The following is a 19,736-nucleotide window of genomic DNA, read 5'->3' as shown; positions in this document are numbered from 1 at the left end:
GGCACAAAAAAACCGCCACAATTAGTTGGCGGTTTTTTTGTGCCCTGAACCTGGGTTTGGCTTAGTTCAGGGGTTAAGCGTATTCAGCTCAGGCGGGTAGGCGACCACGGAACGGGTGCAATACCTTGAGAACCTCCCGGAACAGCTTCGGGTTGGCAACTACGAGTTGTCGCGCCTTGTCTGTTGAGGGGTTGCCTGAAAAATCTGCGGTAAGAGCACCGGACTCCATTGCCAAGGCTACGCCAAGGTCGAGATCTGCTGCATCAGGGCGGAAGATAACGGCAGCATCAAGAAGGCCGGCCGAAACCCGCGCTATATCAAGAACAACGCAGCCAGACGTGCGGAACATAGAGGAATTCTGGGCCAATACTGCGGCCATCTCGCCCCACAACAGCGGGTTCTCGCTATTGCGCGCCTGGTCAAGCAGGTTGGTTGCAAGCGCAGCTTTTTCAGCATGCTTGACGTCAGATACCCGAACTCGGCGGCTGTTCAGTGCGGCGCCTCGGCCACGGCTGGCAGAGTATTCTTCGCCGGTGACAGGATTAACCAAAAGAAGGTTTTCCGTACGGTTGTTCTTCTTTTGGGCCAATGCCAGAGCGAACTCAGGGATGCCACGAAGGAAGTTTTCGCGTCCCAAAACCGGGAAAATATGCCAGCTTCGCTCGCTGGTTCCGGCATCTGATTCATTCAGAGGCGCAATGGTGTGGTCTTTGTAGGCCTTTTCGAGTTGCTCTGCAAAGTTGTCATAAATGGATTGCTCAACCCGGTCCAACTGGAAGCGACGCTCATCGTCGTCTTTTCCGGTAGGCTCCTGGCGCTCGAAGTGGGCTTTCAGGTAATCCGACCCTTGACGCGCGACGCGCAGGGCCATTTTAATAGCTGGTTGCATCTGTGTGATCGTTATCCGGGAGTGTGAAGGCCGGGTATGATAGCAAAAGATCCCCTTCGTTGTATGTTTTTTGACTCAGGAAAAGCACGGATGCTGCTTTGTCAGGGAATATCCGGAGCGCAGAAGGTATCTGGTTTCTGCTATCATTGCCGCCCTTAAATTTTAACCTCGGGCTAGTCACCAATGCATAAGCCATCTCCGCCTCTGGAAGGGCCAGACGCGTTTCAGGATAAAATCCGAATTGTCCTGGTCGAGACCTCTCATTCCGGGAACATCGGGGCCGTCGCGCGGGCCATGAAAAACATGGGGTTGGCCAATCTTTGGCTGGTTAATCCCAACTCTTTTCCTGATGAAGCCTCATACGCTCGAGCGGCCGGTGCGTCTGACATACTCGACAGAGCCCAGGTGGTGCCAACCCTGGACAAAGCACTTGAAGACTGCATTGTTGTGATGGGTACCAGCGCCAGGGGTCGGAAAATTCCCTGGCCAGTATTGCCGCCACCAGAAGCCGCTGAGATTGCTGCAGAGAAGAGCTTGTCAGGCCCCGTGGCGCTGGTGTTTGGGCGTGAGAACCATGGACTGAGCAACGATGAGCTCCACCTGTGTCATTACCATATTCATATTCCTACAAACCCGGATTACAGCTCGTTGAACCTGTCTATGGCGGTTCAGATTATGTGCTACGAATTGCGTATGCTTTTCTTGCGTAATCTTGAAGATGGCAAAGACAGCCCATACTTAAAGCCGATGTTGGCGCCAGGCGATGCTGGGTGGGATGTGCCGCCTGCCAAGGTGGGTGATGTGGAAGGTTTTTTTGGTCATCTTGAGCAGACGTTGCATGATGTGGATTTCCATCGTCGCGACAATCCCCGGCAATTGATGTCTCGCTTGCGCCGATTGTTCCAGCGGGCAAAACTCGATCAGATGGAAATCAACATTCTCCGGGGCATTTTGAGTGCCGTTCAAAAAGCGGCAGGCGTATCCGGAAATTCCAATTCAACCAAGGCCAGTACAGAGCTGACCGGGCAGGATAATGGCCATGTTTAGGCATTTGCGAGAAGATATAAACAGTGTTTTTCATCGGGATCCTGCCGCCAGGAACACCTTTGAGGTGCTCACTAATTACCCGGGGCTTCATGCTCTGCTAATTCACCGGTTCTCTCATTGGTTGTGGAATGCCGGGCTAAAATGGCTGGCTCGTACAATATCGACCTTGGCTCGATGGTTTACGGGTATAGAGATACATCCCGGCGCAACCATTGGCCGGCGCTTCTTCATTGACCATGGCATGGGTGTGGTAATAGGAGAAACAACAATTATTGGCGACGATGTAACTCTGTACCAAGGGGTTACTCTCGGCGGAACAAGCTGGAATAAGGGTAAGCGGCATCCCACAATTGGCAATGGTGTGGTTGTTGGTGCAGGAGCCAAGATACTGGGGCCCTTTGAAGTAGGCGAGGGCGCCAAGGTTGGGTCTAACTCGGTGGTCACCAAGGCAGTTCCGGCTGGTGCGACTGTTGTTGGAATTCCCGGGCGAATTATCGTGAAGCAAAAAACGGAAGACGATGCTCGCCGTAAGGTTATGGAAGAGCGCATGGGGTTCGATGCCTATGGCGTAACCGAGGAGATGCCGGACCCGGTGGCTCGCTCCATGCGAGCTCTATTGGATCACATGCATGCAGTGGATGATCGCATTGAGATCATGTGCAAGGCGCTGCGCAAAGTGAACAGCGAGTACCAGAACGGAGAGCTTCCGGTACTTGATGAAGGTGACTTTGATTGCGTGCGTGATGAAAGCGAGGAGCGCGGCTGAATACTTGACTGAATTACTTGGTCAATTCATACTCAGTCTCGCAAACTGAGATTCATTCCCATCATGGGGCTGATGCCATGAAGTTGACTACTAAAGGCCGCTACGCCGTTACGGCAATGCTGGATCTTGCTCTCCACGGGGGGCAGGGGCCGGTAACTCTAGCGGATATTTCAGCCCGTCAGGAAATATCGCTTTCCTATCTGGAGCAGCTGTTCTCACGTCTTCGCCGCCGGGAACTGGTGGTGAGTATACGTGGGCCCGGCGGTGGCTATCACCTTAGCCGCGGGGCGGCCAGTATTTACATTGCCGAAGTAGTTGATGCGGTCAGTGAGTCCCTGGATACGACCCGTTGTGGTAATAAGGGCGACTGTCAGAATGGTGAAAAATGCCTGACGCACCATCTGTGGTCTGACTTGAGTGATCAGATTCATCAGTTTCTTAGCGGGATCAGTCTCGGGGATCTGATGCAACGACATGAAATCCGCCAGGTAGCGGACCGGCAGAATCGCCGTCAAGCCGAAGGCGATTCCGACACAATTAATACCGAGCGTCTGATAGATCAGGCGCCCGCCTGAATCAAGCCTCTGTATTTTATGAAAAAGCCTGTTTACCTCGACTACGCGGCAACAACGCCCGTTGATCCCGCTGTTGCGGAAGAAATGATCAAATACCTGACGCCGGATGGTTTTTTTGGTAACCCGGCTTCCCGTTCCCACGGTTTTGGCTGGCAGGCTGAGGCGGCCGTTGAGGCTGCCCGAGGTCAGGTGGCTAGCCTGATTCATGCTGACCCTCGCGAAATTGTCTGGACTTCCGGAGCAACTGAATCGGACAACCTTGCAATTAAAGGTGCGGTAGCGGGCCGCGACAAAGCGCACATTATTACATCTGTGATTGAGCACAAGGCCGTTGTTGATACCTGTAAGTGGCTTGAAGCCCGTGGTGTTGAAGTTACCTGGCTGGAACCAGGAAGTGACGGTGTGATTCAGCCACAGCAAGTGTTTGATGCGCTTAAGCCAGAAACCATTCTGGTTAGCCTGATGCTTGTGAACAATGAACTGGGGTGTGTAACAGATATCAGCACGATTGGGGCCGAGCTGCGAGCCCGCGGTGTTCTGTTTCACGTCGACGCGGCCCAAGCTGCTGGTAAGATCGCTGTTGATGTTGCCACTATGCCTGTCGATCTTATGTCTCTCTCGGGGCACAAGGTATACGGCCCCAAAGGTGTGGGCGCACTTTATGTGAGGCGCTCGCCGGATGTTCGCATTGAGGCTCAGATTCATGGTGGTGGCCATGAGCGGGGTATGCGTTCGGGAACCTTGCCAACGCACCAGGTTGTGGGCATGGGCAAAGCATTTGCAATCTCTGAGTTGGGTCTTGTGGATGAGATCCGCAAGCTGGAAGCCTTGCGTGCTGAGTTTCTTGGTGGTCTTGAAGGCTTGTCGGGGGTGTCGCTCAATGGCTCAGAGACGTGCCGTGTGCCGGGAATAATGAATCTTTCTTTTGAAGGCGTAGATGCAGAGTCTCTGATGCTCGGCCTTAGGCAACTGGCTGTTTCATCCGGATCGGCGTGCGCGTCTGCCACCATCGAGCCTTCTTATGTGCTTCGTGGTATAGGGTTGAGTGAAGAGTTGGCCCATCGCGCACTAAGGTTTTCCATCGGGCGCTTTACCACGTCAGAGGAAATTGCCTTTGCCAGCGCACAAATTGTTGATGTTGTTACCCGCTTGCGCGCAGTGCGGTAGGCAGTGGGCCTCTGACTGCGTATAATCGCAGGCCTGAAATTCACCCGTATTCCATAACCCAATCCCTATAGGAGAAGTACCATGGCTAATGAGCGCACGCTTTCCATCATCAAGCCCGATGCAGTTGCAAAAAATGTGATCGGTGAAATCTACAGCCGTTTTGAAAAAGCCGGCCTGAGCATCGTAGCGTCACGCATGATGCACCTTACCCAGGAGCAGGCTGAAGGCTTTTACGCTGAGCACAAAGAGCGTCCTTTCTTCAATGATCTGGTTGCGTTCATGACTTCTGGTCCTGTTGTGGTTCAGGCTCTGGAAGGCGAAGGCGCCATCCTTAAGAACCGCGACCTGATGGGTGCAACTAACCCTAAAGAAGCCGACGCCGGTACGATCCGCGCTGACTTCGCTACATCTATTGATGCGAATGCGGTTCACGGTTCCGATTCTGCAGCTTCTGCAGAGCGTGAAATCGCTTACTTCTTCAGTGACAACGAAATCTGCCCGCGCGGCTGATTTTGTTGGTCGGGGGCTGCCATTGGTGGCCCCCGCATTGATTATCTGATCGAGGTTATAGAATGACAGCTGCTGCTGAAAAGACCAATCTGCTGGGAATGCCGAAAGCCAAGCTTGAAGCTTTCTTTGAATCCCTGGGGGAGAAGCGTTTTCGCGCTACTCAAATGCTCCAGTGGATGCATCAGCGGGGTGTGGATGACTTCGATCAAATGACCAATGTGAGCAAATCCCTGCGGGAAAAGCTCAAGGAAATAGCTGTGATTCGCGGCCCGGAAGTTGTCTACGACGAAACGTCGAAAGACGGCACCCGCAAGTGGGTCATGCGTATGGATAACGGCAACAGTGTAGAAACTGTTCTCATACCCGACGGCGAAAGAGGCACCTTGTGTGTGTCTTCGCAAATCGGCTGCACCCTTGATTGCACCTTTTGCTCAACGGGCAAGCGGGGTTTTAACAGAAACCTGACGGCTGCCGAGATTATCGGGCAGGTGTGGGTGGCGCGCAAAGCTTTCATGCCGTTTGAGCCAGGTCCGGATCGGCCAATTACCAACGTTGTCATGATGGGGATGGGGGAGCCCCTGATGAATTTCGACAACGTGGTGGATGCAATGAATCTGATGATGGAGGATCTCGCTTATGGAATCTCCAAGCGTCGGGTTACCCTGAGTACTTCTGGTGTGGTTCCGGGCATTGATAAACTGGCGGAAGTTACCGATGTTTCACTGGCCATTTCCCTGCATGCGCCCAATGATGAACTGAGAAATAAACTGGTCCCGCTTAACAAGAAGTACCCGATTGCGGAACTTCTGGCGGCCACTAAAAGGTATTTCAGCCGTCTTCCTGACAAGCGCAAAGCCACCATTGAATACACGGTTATTGAAGGCATGAATGATAAGCCAGAGCATGCTCACGAACTGGCGGAGTTGCTGCGGGATATTCCCTGTAAGATCAACCTTATTCCCTTTAACCCGTTCCCGGAAAGCGACTTCCGTCGGCCTAGCATGAACGCTACCCGGCGTTTTCAGGCTGTTCTTAACGAGGCAGGCTACATCGCAACCATCAGAACAACTCGCGGCGATGATATTGATGCTGCATGTGGTCAGCTTGTCGGGCAGGTAGAAGATCGTACCCGTAGAAGCCAACGATACATCAATGTTCAGCAGGTGAATTCCTGAAAGGACGCTTGCAGTGCTTAACCCGCGAGGAACGCATTCTATGGCTAAAAAATTGCTAAATGGACGTTGTTCTGTAGCAGCCTTGTTGGTTGCTCTGTTAGTCACCGGATGTGTCACCACAACCGATAACCGTTTTTCCCGAGAAGCGGATCGTCAAAAAGCTGTTGATAATTATGTTGAGCTTGCTTCAGCCTATATTGGCCAAGGTAATATCGAGCGTGCGCGACATCACCTGGATCGTGCTCTCGAAATAGAACCAAATAGCCCTCAGGCCCTTGCCGCTCTAGGATTGATTTATAATGCTGATGGCGAGTCAGAGTTGGCCGAAGAGAACTTCAAAAAAGCAATCTCCAAGGACTCAGGGTACACGCGCGCAAGAGTGTATTATGGCGCCTTTCTGTACTCCAAGCAGCGGTTTGCTGAGGCGCGCGATCAGTTTAGTGCAGCGTCCAGAGATACGAGTTACAAAGATCGTGGGTCTGTTTTTTACAACCTGGGCATGACACAGGAGCGCCTTGGAGAGCAGGACGATGCAATCGTTTCCTATCGTCGCGCGTCGGAGCTTACCCGTGGCGACGCCCGCTCGTTGCTTTCGCTCTCCCGGGTGATGGTTGAATCGGGCGATGTGGCCGGGGCCAAGCGCTATTACGACCGCCTTTTGTTGATCATGCAGCGTAACCTGAATTTGCAGCATTCACCCGAGAGTCTTTTTACGGGTATTCGTATTGCGCGTTATTCCGGGGATCGTAATCAGGAAGCCAGCCTGGCTTTGCAGTTAAAGAACAAATACCCGGAGTCGGTAGAGTACCAACAATACAAGGCATTGATTGCAAATGACTAGTGATGACTCCCAACAAAATGCAGCGAAAGAAGCCGTTGGCCAGCAACTGAAGCGGGCTCGGGAAAAGCAGGGGCTGAGCATTGCCCAGATTGCCGACGCCCAGCATTTGAGGAATGGCGTTGTTCAGGCTATTGAGAACGGCGACTATGCGCAAATCGACAGTGAGTTGTTCCTTAAGGGTTATGTTCGGGCCTATGCGAAGCAGGTGGGCCTGGACGCTGACGCCATTATTGCAGACCTTAATGTTGAGCTTGAGCCGGCACGAATCCAAAAAGCACGGGAAATGGAAGCCAACCCGTTAATTGATATTGAGCGCCGGAGGCGGAGAAAGCGCCGCATCGCCAAGCTTTTCTTGCTGATTGTGGCAATCGTGGCAATGGGTGCCCTGATCATTACATTTGTTGTGCCGAAGTTTACTGCTGGCCAAGCAGACGCGGAGCTTCCTGCTTCAACTGATATTATGGCCCAGCCTGATGACGCGGTGCCGGAAGATGAGGTCAGCCTGCCTGTCGAGCCCAGCGGTGATGATGCTGGCAGTGGAGAAGGCGTGACGGATTCTGGCTATCTCGACGAAGCCAATGCGGAAGGACCGGAGGTCTTCGATAGTCAGGCTGAGCAGGTTGTCGAGCCTGAAGTGACGGGCCAGATACCCGCTGTGGCTCAAACCATAGAACCTGCTCTGGTACAGGTGCCGGTCAGCGATGAAACTGGTCCTGTGTCGGGGATGCTGGAAATTGCGTTCACGGGTGATTGCTGGGTGCAGGTACGTGATGCCAGTGGAAACCGTTTGGCGAGTTCCCTTCAGCGAGCGGGCGATACACTGCAGGTGTCTGGCAAAGCCCCTTTGAAGGTTGTTATTGGCGCTGTCAGCACCGTCGATAGCATTCGCTTCCAGGGAGAGACTGTAGACATAAGGGACTTTCCAGTAGTGAACAACCGTTCTGAGTTCACGCTGACTATCTGAACATCTTTTTGCACTTATCTATATCGGTCGTAAGCACATGAAACACGAATCCCCGATCAAAAGACGCAAATCCCGCCAAATCATGGTTGGGGACGTTCCCGTTGGTGGCGATGCACCCATAGCCGTCCAGAGCATGACCAACACCAATACCTGCGATGTTGACGCAACGGTGGGTCAGATTACTGCGCTGCAGGATGCAGGTGCCGACATTGTCCGGGTATCTGTGCCTTCAATGGAGGCTGCCGATGCCTTCGGAAAGATTCGCGAGCGGGTGTCCCTGCCGTTGGTTGCAGATATCCATTTTGATCATAAAATAGCGCTGCGGGTTGCCGAGCTTGGTGTGGATTGCTTGCGTATCAATCCTGGCAATATTGGTCGTGACGACCGGGTGAGTGCTGTCATCAGTGCCTGCCGTGATCGCAACATACCTATGCGTATCGGCGTTAATGCCGGGTCACTTGAAAAAGAACTTCAGCGCAAATACGGCGAACCCACGGCGGACGCCTTGGTTGAGTCGGCCATGCGCCATATCGATATTCTTGACCGGCATGATTTCCAGAACTTCAAAGTGAGCCTGAAAGCCTCGGAAGTGTTCATGACGGTGGAAGCCTACCGCAAGATCGCGACCCAGATCGATCAGCCGCTTCACCTCGGCATCACCGAGGCAGGTGGGCTCCGGTCTGGCACGGTTAAATCATCTATCGGCCTTGGCATGCTGTTGATGGATGGCATAGGCGATACTATCAGGGTGTCGCTGGCCGCAGACCCGGTCCAGGAAATCAAAGTCGGTTTCGATATTCTCAAAAGTCTTCGCTTGCGTAGCCGGGGCATTAACTTTATTGCATGCCCAAGCTGCTCCCGCCAGAACTTCGACGTTATTCAGACCATGAACGATCTCGAAGTACGCCTCGAAGACGTAAATGAATCCCTGGATGTCGCCATCATCGGCTGCATTGTTAACGGCCCCGGTGAAGCCAAAGTGGCGGATATCGGTTTGACGGGAGGTAGCCCCAAAAATCTGTTTTACAGGGCGGGCAAGCCAAACCAGAAGCTTGATAATGCCAATCTTACTGACGATCTTGAACGGTTGATTCGTGAAGAAATCGCCCGGAAGAAGGAACAGGAAGATGCCATTATTGCGCGCACGGGCAAGTGATCGAGCGGGCACGATTTTCCAGCAGGAATTAAGGGTTTACATTGGCTAAGATTCAGGCAATACGCGGGATGAATGATATCCTGCCAGAACAGACTCCCATCTGGCAGTTCGTTGAGTCCACCGCGCGCAGAGTGCTCCGGCAATATGGCTATCAGGAAATCCGGATGCCTATTGTCGAGCAGACAGATTTATTTAAACGCTCTATTGGTGAAGTTACAGACATCGTCGAAAAGGAAATGTATACCTTTGACGATCGTAACGGCGATAGCCTGACGCTTCGGCCTGAAGGAACAGCCGGGTGTGTTCGCGCTGCTGAAGAGCACGGTCTGTTGTTCAACCAGACCCGCCGGTTGTGGTATACCGGGCCGATGTTCCGGCATGAGCGGCCACAAAAAGGACGCTATCGCCAGTTCCATCAAATTGGCGTTGAGTGCTTCGGTATTCAGGGGCCGGACATTGATGCAGAACTGTTGATTCTTACTGCCAGGCTCTGGCAGGAACTGGGTCTTACAGATCATGCTCGTCTGGAAATTAACTCAATCGGGTCATCTGCTGCTCGCAAAGAGTTTCGTGGGGCATTGGTTGAATACCTCACGCAATACAAATCAGAGCTTGATGAGGACAGCCAGCGACGGCTCGATACAAATCCGCTGCGCATTCTGGACACCAAAGACCCGGGCACCCGCAAGTTGCTTGCCGATGCACCGCGTCTGGAAGACTACCTTGATGCAGAATCACGTGAGCATTTCGGGCGGCTAAAAGAGCTATTGGATGCTGCTGGCATCGCCTACACCGTTAATCCAGCCCTGGTTCGTGGGCTCGATTATTACGGGAAAACTGTTTTTGAGTGGGTTACCGAGAGCCTTGGTGCCCAGGGAACTATCTGTGCAGGCGGTCGGTACGATGGCCTGGTAGAGCAGCTTGGAGGCAAGCCGACGACTGCTGTCGGTTTCGCCATGGGGCTGGAACGTCTCATTCTGCTGCTGGATACCCTGGGGCTTGTGCCCGAAGAGGCAAACAGCAATGCAGATGTGTATGTAACTGCTATGGGTGATGCAGCAATAGCACCTGCGATGGCGCTGGCAGAAACCCTGCGCAATCAACTCGATGGCCGGGTTGTAATCAGTCATTGTGGCGGTGGCAGCTTCAAAAGCCAGATGAAAAAAGCAGACAAAAGTGGCGCTCGGTATGCAGTGATTCTGGGCGACAATGAAATTGAGAATGCAACGGCAGGTCTCAAGCCGCTGCGTTCCGATGAAGAACAAAGCAGTGTGGCACAGAGTGATCTTGCAGCGGTGCTGGCGAAAGCCTTGGCGAACTGAATTCGTACCAATATAAAAGTAATAAACCATTACAGGAGTCATCATGGCGGAATTGCGCACCGAAGAAGAACAGGTTCAGGCGATCAAGGACTGGTGGAAGAAAAATGGCAGTTCTCTGCTCATTGGTATCGGTGCCGCCCTTGCGATTGTGTTCGGCTGGCAGGCTTGGCAGAACCATCAGGAGCAACAGCGAGCCGAAGCTGCCAACCAGTTCGCCACACTGTTGAACGCGTTCGGTAATCAGGCGGATGAGACTGCCAGTGAAACCGTTGCGTTTGTGGCTAACACATTGCGCGAAGATCATGCCGGAAGCGCGTATGCCGTATATGGCAACCTGATTCTGGCTCGTCAGCAACTGGTTGAAGACCAGGATGCAGAAGCAGCCGTTGCGTCTCTTGAGTGGGCTCTGGAAAAAGCCGGTGACCATAAAGCACTGGCGCTTGTGGTTCGCAATCGCCTGGCTCGCGCCCAGTTCTCTGCCGAGCGTTATGATGATGCGCTGGCGACCATTGATGGAGCAGGGAATGCGGAAAGTGCCGATGCTTTTGCTGCAATTTTCTCTGAATTGCGTGGAGATATTCTTTTGGCAAAGGGTGACAAGAAAGGTGCGCTTGACGCTTATCTGGCGGCCCGTGAACAAAGCCAGCAAGGCCGCAGCGGTATTTTGGAGCTCAAGCTTTCTGATCTTGGCGTTGGAGAGGAGGCCTGATGAGGTTTGCTGGCAGCAGGCTGTTTCGGGCGGGTGTTTTTTCTGTCCTTATAGCAGGGCTGGGTCTGGCGGGGTGCAGCACAACCGATACCTTTGAACAACCGGTGCCGGTTCCTGAAGTGGACACTACCGTTACGTTTAAAACTGTCTGGAAAATGTCGGTCGGCGACGGGCATGACGACGATTTTCTGTATCTGGCACCATTGAATGCTGGAGAGGTTGTGTATGCAGCCTCCGCTGACGGTGCGCTGGTTGCTGTGAATTCGGAAACCGGGAAGTTGCTGTGGAAGAGGGAGCTTGAAGATCGCATATTTGCGGGTGTTGGCGGGGATCTGGACCAACTCTATCTGGTCACTCGTGAAGCAGATCTGATTGCGCTCTCCCGTGAAGACGGGCGCGAACTGTGGCGCAAGGCCTTGCCCACAGAAGCTTTGGCAGCGCCTCAATCAAACGGATCTCTCGTGGTAACCCAGACAACGGATGGCAGGGTTCTGGCTTTTAATACAGCTGATGGCGAAATAGTCTGGCAGTACGATGGGGTGGTGCCAGCTCTGTCGCTGAGGGCCGCTGCCGCGCCATTGGTAGGCGGCGATGTGGTGATTGCGTCGTTCTCCAACGGAAAGCTCATGGCCTTGGCTGCCGAATCGGGCCAGCCTTTGTGGCAGTACGAAGTTGGGCAGCCTCAGGGACGCACGGAGCTGGAACGGCTGGTAGATATTGCGGGTCAGCCGTTGGTGCTTGATAGTGCGATAATGGTCTCTGGATACCAGGGAAAACTTGCTCTGGTCGATATACGTACCGGTCAGGAAATATGGAGCCGTAAGGCATCCAGCTTGCAAGCCCCAATGATTGGCGGTGGCAATATATATATGTCATCTGCTAACGGCGATGTTGTTGCCTACCGTGGCTCCGATCGCAGAGAGGTATGGCTTCAGGAAGGATTGTCCTGGCGCCAGCTGACTCAGCCGGCTGTTTACGACAACTATCTGGTTGTTGGCGATTACGAGGGTTATCTGCATGTACTGTCTGCAGATGATGGACGCCTTGTTGGTCAGACGCGCTATGATAGTGATGGCCTCCGGGTTCCATTGCAGCGCCTGGCCAATGGTAATCTGATGGTTTTCGGAAACAGCGGTAAATTGTCTGTATTCACACTGAGGGATCGGAACGGATCTGCGCTTCCTCAACGCTCTGGCCAAAGGCCGGGCCTAAATTAACTGTATAGCGAACCATTATGACCCCAGTAATTGCCCTTGTTGGCCGGCCAAATGTTGGCAAGTCGACATTATTCAACCAGATGACGCGTTCCCGCGATGCTCTGGTGGCGGATTTTCCCGGCCTGACCCGGGATCGCAAGTACGGTGAGGGCACTTACGAAGAGCAGCGCTTTATCGTTATTGATACCGGTGGCCTGACAGGAACAGAAGAGGGGCTGGATATCGAAATGGCCCGGCAGTCCATGCAGGCCGTAGACGAGGCAGACATAGTTCTTTTCCTGGTTGATGGACGTGCAGGCCTGACTGCCGGGGACGAAATGATAGCGGATCATCTGCGTCGGTCGGGCAAGCAGGCTCATCTTGTGGTTAACAAGACCGACGGACAGGATCCCGATGTAGCTGCGGCTGAATTTTATAGCCTCGGGTTTGCATCAACGTTTATGGTTGCCGCATCCCACAACCGCGGCATACGATCTATGCTCGAGATGCTCCTGCCTTCTGCAGAAGAGCGTGAAGCAGCCGATCGGGCGGATCGTTATCCGGGTATTCGCATTGGCATTGTTGGTCGTCCCAACGTGGGTAAATCCACACTGGTGAACCGCATGCTGGGCGAGGAGCGGGTGGTCGTTTATGACATGCCTGGCACGACCCGGGATAGTGTTTATATCCCTTATGAGCGCCACGAAAAACAATATACTCTTATCGATACCGCAGGTATTCGTCGCCGCAAGAATGTGAATGAAGCGGTGGAGAAGTTTTCCATTATCAAAACATTAAAGGCCATCGACGACGCCCATGTTGTGATACTGGTTATTGATGCCCGTGAAGGGCTTGTTGATCAGGATTTGCACCTGATCGGATTTGTCCTTGATGCGGGCCGATCATTGGTCATTGCGGTCAACAAGTGGGATGGCATGGATCCTGAAGCCCGCGCTCAAGTGAAGGAGCAGGTGAAGCGCCGCCTGGACTTTCTCGATTATGCCGACAAGCACTATATCTCTGCGCTCCATGGCTCTGGCGTGGGGGTTCTGTACGAGTCAGTGGAAGCCTGTTATGAGTCGGCTATGGCTAAATGGCAGACCAACCGACTGACAGCCATTCTGGAGGATGCTATTGCTCAGCATCAGCCGCCTATGGTTCGTGGGCGCAGAATCAAGTTGCGCTATGCACATCAGGGGGGATCTAACCCGCCGGTAGTTGTTGTCCATGGCAATCAGACAGATGCCTTACCTGGCTCATACAAGCGCTATCTCGAAAACACGTTTCGCAAAGTGCTGAATGTGACTGGTTCACCAATCCGCTTTGAGTTCCGTTCCGCCGAGAACCCGTTCGCCAACAAGGTTGATCGGAAGACGCCTCGCCAGAAGGTTAAGCAGGACAATGATCTGAAGGCAGGTCGTCATGTGAAAAAGACCCGTCAGAAAAGCACCAAACGCTGACAGGCCTGTTTGTTGAGCGGGGCGGCTCAGGCCAGCCCCGCATCCTCAACCTGTTTTGCCTGCACCGCTGTCAGTGCAATGGTAAACACAATATCCTCTACTAACGCCCCCCTCGAGAGATCGTTAACCGGTTTCCTCAGGCCCTGAAGCATTGGGCCAATACTCACCACATTAGCGCTACGCTGAACCGCCTTATAGGTGGTGTTCCCGGTGTTGAGATCCGGGAAGATGAACACCGTCGCCTTACCCGCAACCTTGCTATTCGGCGCTTTGCTCCGCGCTACGCTTTCGATGGCTGCAGCGTCGTATTGCAGCGGGCCATCAATAAGCAGGTCTGGCCTGCGTTCACGGGCTATTCTGGTTGCTTCTCGCACCTTCTCCACATCGTGCCCACTGCCTGACTCGCCAGTGCTGTAGCTGATCATGGCAACGACGGGCTCCACACCAAACGCTTCTGCAGATTCAGCGCTCTGGATTGCGATATCGGCCAGCTCCTCTGCATTGGGGTCGGGGTTGATGGCGCAGTCACCGTACACCAATACCTGTTGTGGAAGCAGCATGAAGAAAACCGAAGACACTACTTTTGCATGGTCATGGGTCTTGATTAGCTGCAGGGCAGGGCGCACGGTGTTTGCGGTGGTGTGGATAGCGCCGGAAACAAGTCCGTCGGCCTCATCCAGAGCGACCATCATGGTGCCCAGAACCACGTTGTCTTCAAGCATCGCCTCGGCCATATCCGGCGCGAGCCCTTTGTGTTTGCGCAGTTCGACCATGGGAGCGATATAGTTTTTTCGCACCTCAATCGGGTCAATGATTTCAATATCCTCGGGCAGCTCAAAGCCTTGCGACGCTGCTACATCTCGAATTTCTGCTTCGTTGCCAATCAGGGCGCAGCGTGCAAGTTTGCGTTGGTGGCAAATGATTGCTGCCTGAACCGTGCGCGGTTCGCTGCCTTCTGGCAGTACGATGCGCTTGTTTGCTGCCCGCGCCCGCTCAGATAGCTGATAGCGGAATGCCGGAGGGGACAGCCGGCTCTGAACTTCAACGCGCAGGTGTTCCTGCAGCCAGTCGGTATCAATCTTGGTTGCTACGGCTTCCATCGCTTTCTCGACACGGTCGGGGTCGTCAGTGGGAATCGCGTTGGAGAGGTTCGCCAGCATGTGGGCGGTTTCGTATGTATTGGCAGGTGAGCTCAGTACTGGTAAGCCTGTATGCAGGGCCCGCGAACACAGGTCAATCACCCGTTGATCAGGCATAAGCCCGCCGGTCAGCATGAGGCCCGCCAGGGGAACGCCATTTAACGCCGCAACGGCCGTTGTCACAATAATGTCTTCGCGATCGCCGGGGGTCACCATCAGGGTGCCTGGACCCAGAGTTTCCGTCATATTGCGGATGGAGCGTGCGCAGACAGATACCCTTTGCACCCGGCGAGTGTGCATCTGGCCTTCATACAGCACCGGCACATTTAGCTCGCGGGCAATATCAGACACACGCGGTGCTAATAAATCAGACTGCCACGGGATCTGGCCCAGCAAGCGGAAGCGCCCATCCCGGAACACCTTGCAGCTATTGCGGTAGTCTGGAGTTTCACCTTCGGTCTGGCTGATATTGCTGTAGGGTTCCATTCCTGAGCGCTCGGGTTCACCAAGCTTGTTGAGGATAACGGCAATCACATCCTGAGCCGAGACATCGGAAAACAGGCGTGCAGCGAAATCCAGCTCCTCATCGAGTTCGAGAGGGCTGCTCTTGCCCGGTGTGCTGACCAACACCACGTCTGAACCCAGATTACGCGCCACTTCCACGTTAAGACGGGCTATGTAGGCTTCGCGACGGTCGGGAACAAGGCCTTCAATAATCACAACATCGACATCTTTGGCGACTTTCTGGTATTCGCCTACTACTGTCTCCATGAGCAGATCGGATTTGCCACGGTTAAGCAGGTGCTGAGCCTTCTTCAGGGGAATCGGTTCAGGGGGCTGCAGATGGCTCCGCGAACGGACAAAGGTCACGGATGAATCCTTACCATCGTTATGCCGCGACTCGGCCTGGTTTACTGACTGGTAAAAAGGCTTGTAGAATCCAACGCTGATGCCAACGCGCTCCATGGCGCGCAACAAGCCCAGACAAACAGATGTGAGCCCAGAATCCATTGAAGTAGGTGCAATAAACAGACTTTTAGCCATAGAAAGAGGTTCCGGTAGTTCAGGTAATAAGTTCTGGTGGCAGGTTCTGGCGATAGAGTAGGCAGACAGCCCGGCAGATCTATCTAAAACTGGCAGCCAGGCGCGAAGCCTCGCGTGCGATTACAAGCTCTTCATTTGTCGGGACGACCAGGACCGGGAATCGCGAACCGGCACTTTCTATTCTGCCACCGCTTTGACGACCGTTGTGCTCATTCCTGTCTGCATCCAGCTCAAACCCGAGCAACTTCAGATGACCTAGTGTTTTTTGCCTGACCCGACTGCTGTTTTCGCCAATACCGCCAGTGAAAACCAGTGCATCAAGGTGGTCCAGTGATGCCATCATGGCGCCAACGTACTTTGCCAAGCGGAAACAGAATATGTCGATGGCAAGAGCTGAAGGCTCGTGTCCTTGATCAGCCAATTCACACAGGGTGCGCATATCGTTGGTTTTGCCAGAGATTCCAAGGAGCCCGCTGTTCTTGTTAAGTTCCTTATGAACGTCGGCTAACTGCATACCCCGGGAACTCAGGTAATCAAAGAGCCCTGGGTCAATGTCACCGCAGCGGGTTCCCATTACCAGCCCTTCCAGCGGTGTCAGCCCCATGCTGGTGTCGACACTGAAACCATCTTTGATTGCCGTAATACTGCAACCATTGCCCAGGTGGGCGGAAATGATCGAGGTGGTTGCAAGGGTTTTGTCGAGTAGGCGAGCGGCTTCGTTGGCCATGAAGAAATGGCTGGTTCCGTGGAATCCATAACGCCTTACGCTCCAGTCCCGATAGAAGGATTCGGGCAGTGCATATAGGTATGCATGGGGTGCAAGAGTCTGGTGGTAAGCGGTATCAAACACGGCGACTTGCGGTGTTTCGGGAAATTGCTCCCGGGTGGCTTCAATCCCGGCAAGATTGACCGGGTTATGAAGCGGAGCCAGGCCTGCGCAGTCGTTGATGGCTTCAACCACATCATCGTTGATCAGAACAGCTTCGCGGAAGGTTTCGCCCCCGTGCACCACGCGGTGCCCTACAGACGTGGGGGCTGCCGGCATTAACTTACGCTCGCGAAACGCCAATACCAAAGCCGTCAAAGCCTGTTTGTGGTTGGCATTGCGCGGCAGAGGTACAGTGCGGTCATCACCATCGATTCGCGCAAATGCGTCTGATCCGTTCAGTCTCTCTGCTATCGCAGAGGCCAATTTGTTTTCATTTTCATCGAATAGCGCAAGTTTCAGAGACGAACTGCCGCAGTTAACGACAAGAATGGATTGTGTCATGTTTCCCTGGTTCCCTGAGTGTCACGTTTGTGTCTGGTGATTGGTATTGAGCCATTCATTGAACTCCCCGGCAGGGAGTGGGCGGCTGTAGAAATAGCCTTGAGACATATCACAGCCTTCCTGCTTCAGGAAAAGGGTCTGTGCTTCCTCTTCAACGCCTTCGGCTATGATAGTCAGGCCCAGGCTGTGTGCCATGTTGATTATCGCACGCACAAGGGAGCCTCCCCCTTGGGTTTTGGTCACATCGTTGATGAAGGTGCGGTCGATTTTCAGGGTGTCGAACGGGTAGCTCTTGAGGTAACTGAGAGCTGAGTAACCCGTACCGAAATCATCGACGGAGAGGCGAATGCCAGCCCTATCCAGTTCCCTGAGAATTTCGGCAGTTTCGATTGAGTTGTCTAGCAGCAGGCGTTCGGTGATTTCCAGTTCCAGCAACTGCGGAGCCAGGTCGTTGTTTGATAGCGCGCGCATCACTGCGTTGATAAACCCGGAGTCCCTGAACTGTCTTGGTGACACGTTGACTGAAATTCCAATGTCCCGGCCAGTGATTGCCCTCCAACCGGTGGCTGCAAGGCAGGCTTGCTCAAGCACCCATTCGCCAATGGCAATGATAAGACCTGTCTCCTCGGCCAGCGGAATAAAGCGATCCGGCATTATCATGCCCATAGCAGGGTTGTTCCATCGCAGTAGCGCTTCTACAGCGTGCACTTTGCCGGTAGCGGTCTTAACAATTGGCTGAAAATAAAGTTCGAACTCGTTCAGCTCCAATGCTCTCCGCATGCGGGATTCCATTTGTAGCCGCTCATGGGATACCTCAGACATTTCGGGGGTGAAGTGTGCGTATGAGCTTTTGCCCTGACGCTTTGCCTGATACATGGCAGCATCCGCGTGCTGTAGAAGGGTGCCGCTGTTGTCGGAATCGGTCGGGAAAATTGCAATACCGATGCTGGTCGTAACAAAAACTTCCTGGCCATTCAGGGTATAGGCCGGAGTAAAGTTTGAAAGAATGCGCTCAGCTACCTGTGCCGCGGATTCAGAGCCATTTAGCCCTGGCAGTATCACAAGGAATTCGTCGCCGCCAAGTCTTGCAACGGTGCTTGTTCCCCGCAGACAGCTGGATATTCGCCTCGCAGCTTCAATCAGCAGATTATCGCCGGCATCGTGGCCCAGGGTGTCGTTGATGTGCTTGAAGTTATCAAGATCCAAAAACATGACCCCAACCATGGAGCCCTCGCGGCGAGCTTGAGCCAGTGCCAGTTTGAGCCGGTCTAGCGCGAGCATGCGGTTAGGCAAACCCGTCAGTATGTCGTAGTTTGCCTGGCGCAATAACTGCTGCTCGTAGCGTTTTCGGATGCTAATGTCTTCACCAAGAATGAGGTAGCCCGTTGCTTCACCGGTGCCGTCCTTTATGGGTGTTACGATCAACTGCTCCCAAAAGCGCTCGCCATTGCGCCGTGCACTGTTCACTTCACCCTGCCACACACCAACGCGCTGAACCTGCAGGCGGATGGATTGCCATAGTTGGCGGTTTTCACGGATTTCCATGCTGTTGTCGCTTAATGCGCCAGGGTGTCGGCCGACAATCGCTTTTGCGTTATAACCCGTAAGCTGTGTGAACTTGTGGTTTGCAAACTCGACCCGCCACTGACGGTCGCAAATAACAACGGAGGAAGGGCTTTGCTCAATTGCCATGGAAAATTTATGGATTTCGGCGGCATCTTTTTCCTGGCGCACCATGTCGTCATTCAGACGCTCGCGCATCTGATTTATTGCATCGCTTACCCGACCAATTTCATCGTTGCGGTGCGACGGCGTGTCTGGACGGTCAAGAGTTAGAGGGGTGCCGAGGTTCTTCAGGGAGATGTCTTTGGCGTAGTTGGCCATAGTTGTCAGATGGCGGGTAACAAAATGCTGAAAAACCCAGATGATTAGCATCGATACAAAAAAAGTCTTAAGGAATTGAGTGGCGAGAATAATGCCTACCTTAACTTTCAGGTCCTCATAAACACGATCCAGATTGGCTGTTACCGTGAGTTCACCCAGCTTGAATGTCCCTTCGCCCTCGTGAACCAGGTCAAACTGGTGCGATTTGGTATCGGAACCTCGGGGGATCTCCCCCATAACCAGTTCAGAGTCGGGCTCAATGCCCAGCCTCAGATGAACAATGTCTGGCAGGCTGAGAATCCCTTCCATTTGGGTCTGGAGCAGTTTTTGGTCAAGGGCCCAAAGGCTTCGGGCCAGACTGGATGCGTATCCGGATTCAACCACATGCATGCGGCTGTCAATCTGCGAAAGGTCTTTGCGGTAATCAGAATAGATTTGAATAGCCGATGCAATCAGCGTGAAAACCGAGCTGAATAGAAGTATCCAAGCAAGCAGCCTGAAGGACAGGGGAGAGCCCGAGCGAAAACGTTGTAAGCGTGTCGGCAGTTTCGGCATCTTGTACGTCAGCCACCCAGTCCGGTTGATATAAGCGGATAGTCCATTATTGGCTGACTATAACAGT

Annotated in this window: 17 protein-coding genes; 13 read left to right on the top strand and 4 right to left on the bottom strand. The window is 53.5% G+C overall.

Features of this window, described 5'->3' with window-relative positions:
* Positions 1-88: 88 nt before the first annotated feature.
* Positions 89-889 (bottom strand): inositol monophosphatase family protein, encoded by an 801-nt coding sequence (locus tag RKA07_RS07980; protein ID WP_200204991.1) that lies wholly within the window; start codon positions 887-889, stop codon positions 89-91.
* A 183-nt stretch (positions 890-1,072) separates the two neighbouring features.
* Between RKA07_RS07980 and trmJ the strand changes: the two genes are divergently transcribed.
* From trmJ to der, 13 genes are all read left to right on the top strand, one after another.
* Positions 1,073-1,936: a tRNA (cytosine(32)/uridine(32)-2'-O)-methyltransferase TrmJ gene (gene trmJ, locus RKA07_RS07975; protein ID WP_200204990.1), complete on the top strand. Its 864-nt coding sequence runs from the start codon at positions 1,073-1,075 to the stop codon at positions 1,934-1,936.
* Entirely contained in the window at positions 1,929-2,702 is a 774-nt protein-coding gene (gene cysE, locus RKA07_RS07970; protein ID WP_200204989.1) for a serine O-acetyltransferase, read from the top strand. The genes trmJ and cysE overlap by 8 nt, the downstream gene beginning before the upstream one ends.
* 77 nt (positions 2,703-2,779) lie before the next feature.
* On the top strand, positions 2,780-3,277 hold the full coding sequence (locus RKA07_RS07965) for an Rrf2 family transcriptional regulator (RefSeq protein WP_200204988.1): 498 nt from the start codon (positions 2,780-2,782) through the stop codon (positions 3,275-3,277).
* Positions 3,278-3,295: 18 nt separating this feature from the next.
* Entirely contained in the window at positions 3,296-4,444 is a 1,149-nt protein-coding gene (locus RKA07_RS07960; protein ID WP_310966059.1) for an IscS subfamily cysteine desulfurase, read from the top strand.
* 81 nt (positions 4,445-4,525) lie between these two features.
* The gene (gene ndk, locus RKA07_RS07955) at positions 4,526-4,954 is read left to right on the top strand and encodes a nucleoside-diphosphate kinase (RefSeq protein ID WP_200204986.1); all 429 of its coding nucleotides are present in this window, start codon (positions 4,526-4,528) and stop codon (positions 4,952-4,954) included.
* Positions 4,955-5,016: 62 nt separating this feature from the next.
* Positions 5,017-6,129 (top strand): dual-specificity RNA methyltransferase RlmN, encoded by a 1,113-nt coding sequence (gene rlmN / locus RKA07_RS07950; RefSeq protein WP_200204985.1) that lies wholly within the window; start codon positions 5,017-5,019, stop codon positions 6,127-6,129.
* 40 nt (positions 6,130-6,169) lie between these two features.
* Positions 6,170-6,970, top strand: a complete 801-nt coding sequence (gene pilW, locus RKA07_RS07945; RefSeq protein ID WP_200204984.1) for a type IV pilus biogenesis/stability protein PilW — start codon at positions 6,170-6,172, stop codon at positions 6,968-6,970.
* Positions 6,963-7,934, top strand: coding sequence for a RodZ domain-containing protein (locus tag RKA07_RS07940; RefSeq protein WP_310966058.1), 972 nt, complete (start codon positions 6,963-6,965; stop codon positions 7,932-7,934). Before pilW ends, RKA07_RS07940 begins: the two co-directional genes overlap by 8 nt.
* A 37-nt stretch (positions 7,935-7,971) precedes the next feature.
* Positions 7,972-9,090: a flavodoxin-dependent (E)-4-hydroxy-3-methylbut-2-enyl-diphosphate synthase gene (ispG, locus tag RKA07_RS07935; RefSeq protein ID WP_200204982.1), complete on the top strand. Its 1,119-nt coding sequence runs from the start codon at positions 7,972-7,974 to the stop codon at positions 9,088-9,090.
* Positions 9,091-9,131: 41 nt separating this feature from the next.
* Entirely contained in the window at positions 9,132-10,412 is a 1,281-nt protein-coding gene (hisS, locus tag RKA07_RS07930; RefSeq protein WP_310966057.1) for a histidine--tRNA ligase, read from the top strand.
* 43 nt (positions 10,413-10,455) lie between these two features.
* Positions 10,456-11,121, top strand: a complete 666-nt coding sequence (locus tag RKA07_RS07925; protein WP_200204980.1) for a YfgM family protein — start codon at positions 10,456-10,458, stop codon at positions 11,119-11,121.
* The gene (bamB, locus tag RKA07_RS07920) at positions 11,121-12,338 is read left to right on the top strand and encodes an outer membrane protein assembly factor BamB (RefSeq protein WP_200371213.1); all 1,218 of its coding nucleotides are present in this window, start codon (positions 11,121-11,123) and stop codon (positions 12,336-12,338) included. The genes RKA07_RS07925 and bamB overlap by 1 nt, the downstream gene beginning before the upstream one ends.
* A 17-nt stretch (positions 12,339-12,355) precedes the next feature.
* Entirely contained in the window at positions 12,356-13,777 is a 1,422-nt protein-coding gene (der, locus tag RKA07_RS07915) for a ribosome biogenesis GTPase Der (protein WP_200204978.1), read from the top strand.
* A 26-nt stretch (positions 13,778-13,803) separates the two neighbouring features.
* Here der and pta read toward each other — a convergent pair whose 3' ends face one another.
* The 3 genes from pta to RKA07_RS07900 form a co-directional block, all read right to left on the bottom strand.
* Positions 13,804-15,960, bottom strand: a complete 2,157-nt coding sequence (pta, locus tag RKA07_RS07910) for a phosphate acetyltransferase (protein ID WP_200371220.1) — start codon at positions 15,958-15,960, stop codon at positions 13,804-13,806.
* Between the two features lie 79 nt (positions 15,961-16,039).
* Positions 16,040-17,230: an acetate kinase gene (locus RKA07_RS07905; RefSeq protein WP_200204976.1), complete on the bottom strand. Its 1,191-nt coding sequence runs from the start codon at positions 17,228-17,230 to the stop codon at positions 16,040-16,042.
* Between the two features lie 21 nt (positions 17,231-17,251).
* Positions 17,252-19,669: a bifunctional diguanylate cyclase/phosphodiesterase gene (locus RKA07_RS07900; RefSeq protein ID WP_310966055.1), complete on the bottom strand. Its 2,418-nt coding sequence runs from the start codon at positions 19,667-19,669 to the stop codon at positions 17,252-17,254.
* Positions 19,670-19,736 lie beyond the last annotated feature (67 nt).

It is taken from the genome of Marinobacter xiaoshiensis (assembly GCF_031631795.1).
GTDB classification, from domain to species: Bacteria; Pseudomonadota; Gammaproteobacteria; order Pseudomonadales; family Oleiphilaceae; genus Marinobacter; species Marinobacter xiaoshiensis.
The sequence above is the reverse complement of the archived record's forward strand: the minus strand, read 5'-3'. Positions and strand labels throughout refer to the sequence as shown.

Coding starts and splice junctions, on each gene's coding strand:
- RKA07_RS07905 (WP_200204976.1), bottom strand. CDS start 17,230: ATGACACAATCCATTCTTGTCGTTAACTGCGGCAGTTCGTCTCTGAAA.
- RKA07_RS07965 (WP_200204988.1), top strand. CDS start 2,780: ATGAAGTTGACTACTAAAGGCCGCTACGCCGTTACGGCAATGCTGGAT.
- bamB (WP_200371213.1), top strand. CDS start 11,121: ATGAGGTTTGCTGGCAGCAGGCTGTTTCGGGCGGGTGTTTTTTCTGTC.
- RKA07_RS07960 (WP_310966059.1), top strand. CDS start 3,296: ATGAAAAAGCCTGTTTACCTCGACTACGCGGCAACAACGCCCGTTGAT.
- trmJ (WP_200204990.1), top strand. CDS start 1,073: ATGCATAAGCCATCTCCGCCTCTGGAAGGGCCAGACGCGTTTCAGGAT.
- rlmN (WP_200204985.1), top strand. CDS start 5,017: ATGACAGCTGCTGCTGAAAAGACCAATCTGCTGGGAATGCCGAAAGCC.
- pta (WP_200371220.1), bottom strand. CDS start 15,960: ATGGCTAAAAGTCTGTTTATTGCACCTACTTCAATGGATTCTGGGCTC.
- ispG (WP_200204982.1), top strand. CDS start 7,972: ATGAAACACGAATCCCCGATCAAAAGACGCAAATCCCGCCAAATCATG.
- RKA07_RS07925 (WP_200204980.1), top strand. CDS start 10,456: ATGGCGGAATTGCGCACCGAAGAAGAACAGGTTCAGGCGATCAAGGAC.
- RKA07_RS07940 (WP_310966058.1), top strand. CDS start 6,963: ATGACTAGTGATGACTCCCAACAAAATGCAGCGAAAGAAGCCGTTGGC.
- RKA07_RS07900 (WP_310966055.1), bottom strand. CDS start 19,669: ATGCCGAAACTGCCGACACGCTTACAACGTTTTCGCTCGGGCTCTCCC.
- ndk (WP_200204986.1), top strand. CDS start 4,526: ATGGCTAATGAGCGCACGCTTTCCATCATCAAGCCCGATGCAGTTGCA.
- RKA07_RS07980 (WP_200204991.1), bottom strand. CDS start 889: ATGCAACCAGCTATTAAAATGGCCCTGCGCGTCGCGCGTCAAGGGTCG.
- cysE (WP_200204989.1), top strand. CDS start 1,929: ATGTTTAGGCATTTGCGAGAAGATATAAACAGTGTTTTTCATCGGGAT.
- pilW (WP_200204984.1), top strand. CDS start 6,170: ATGGCTAAAAAATTGCTAAATGGACGTTGTTCTGTAGCAGCCTTGTTG.
- der (WP_200204978.1), top strand. CDS start 12,356: ATGACCCCAGTAATTGCCCTTGTTGGCCGGCCAAATGTTGGCAAGTCG.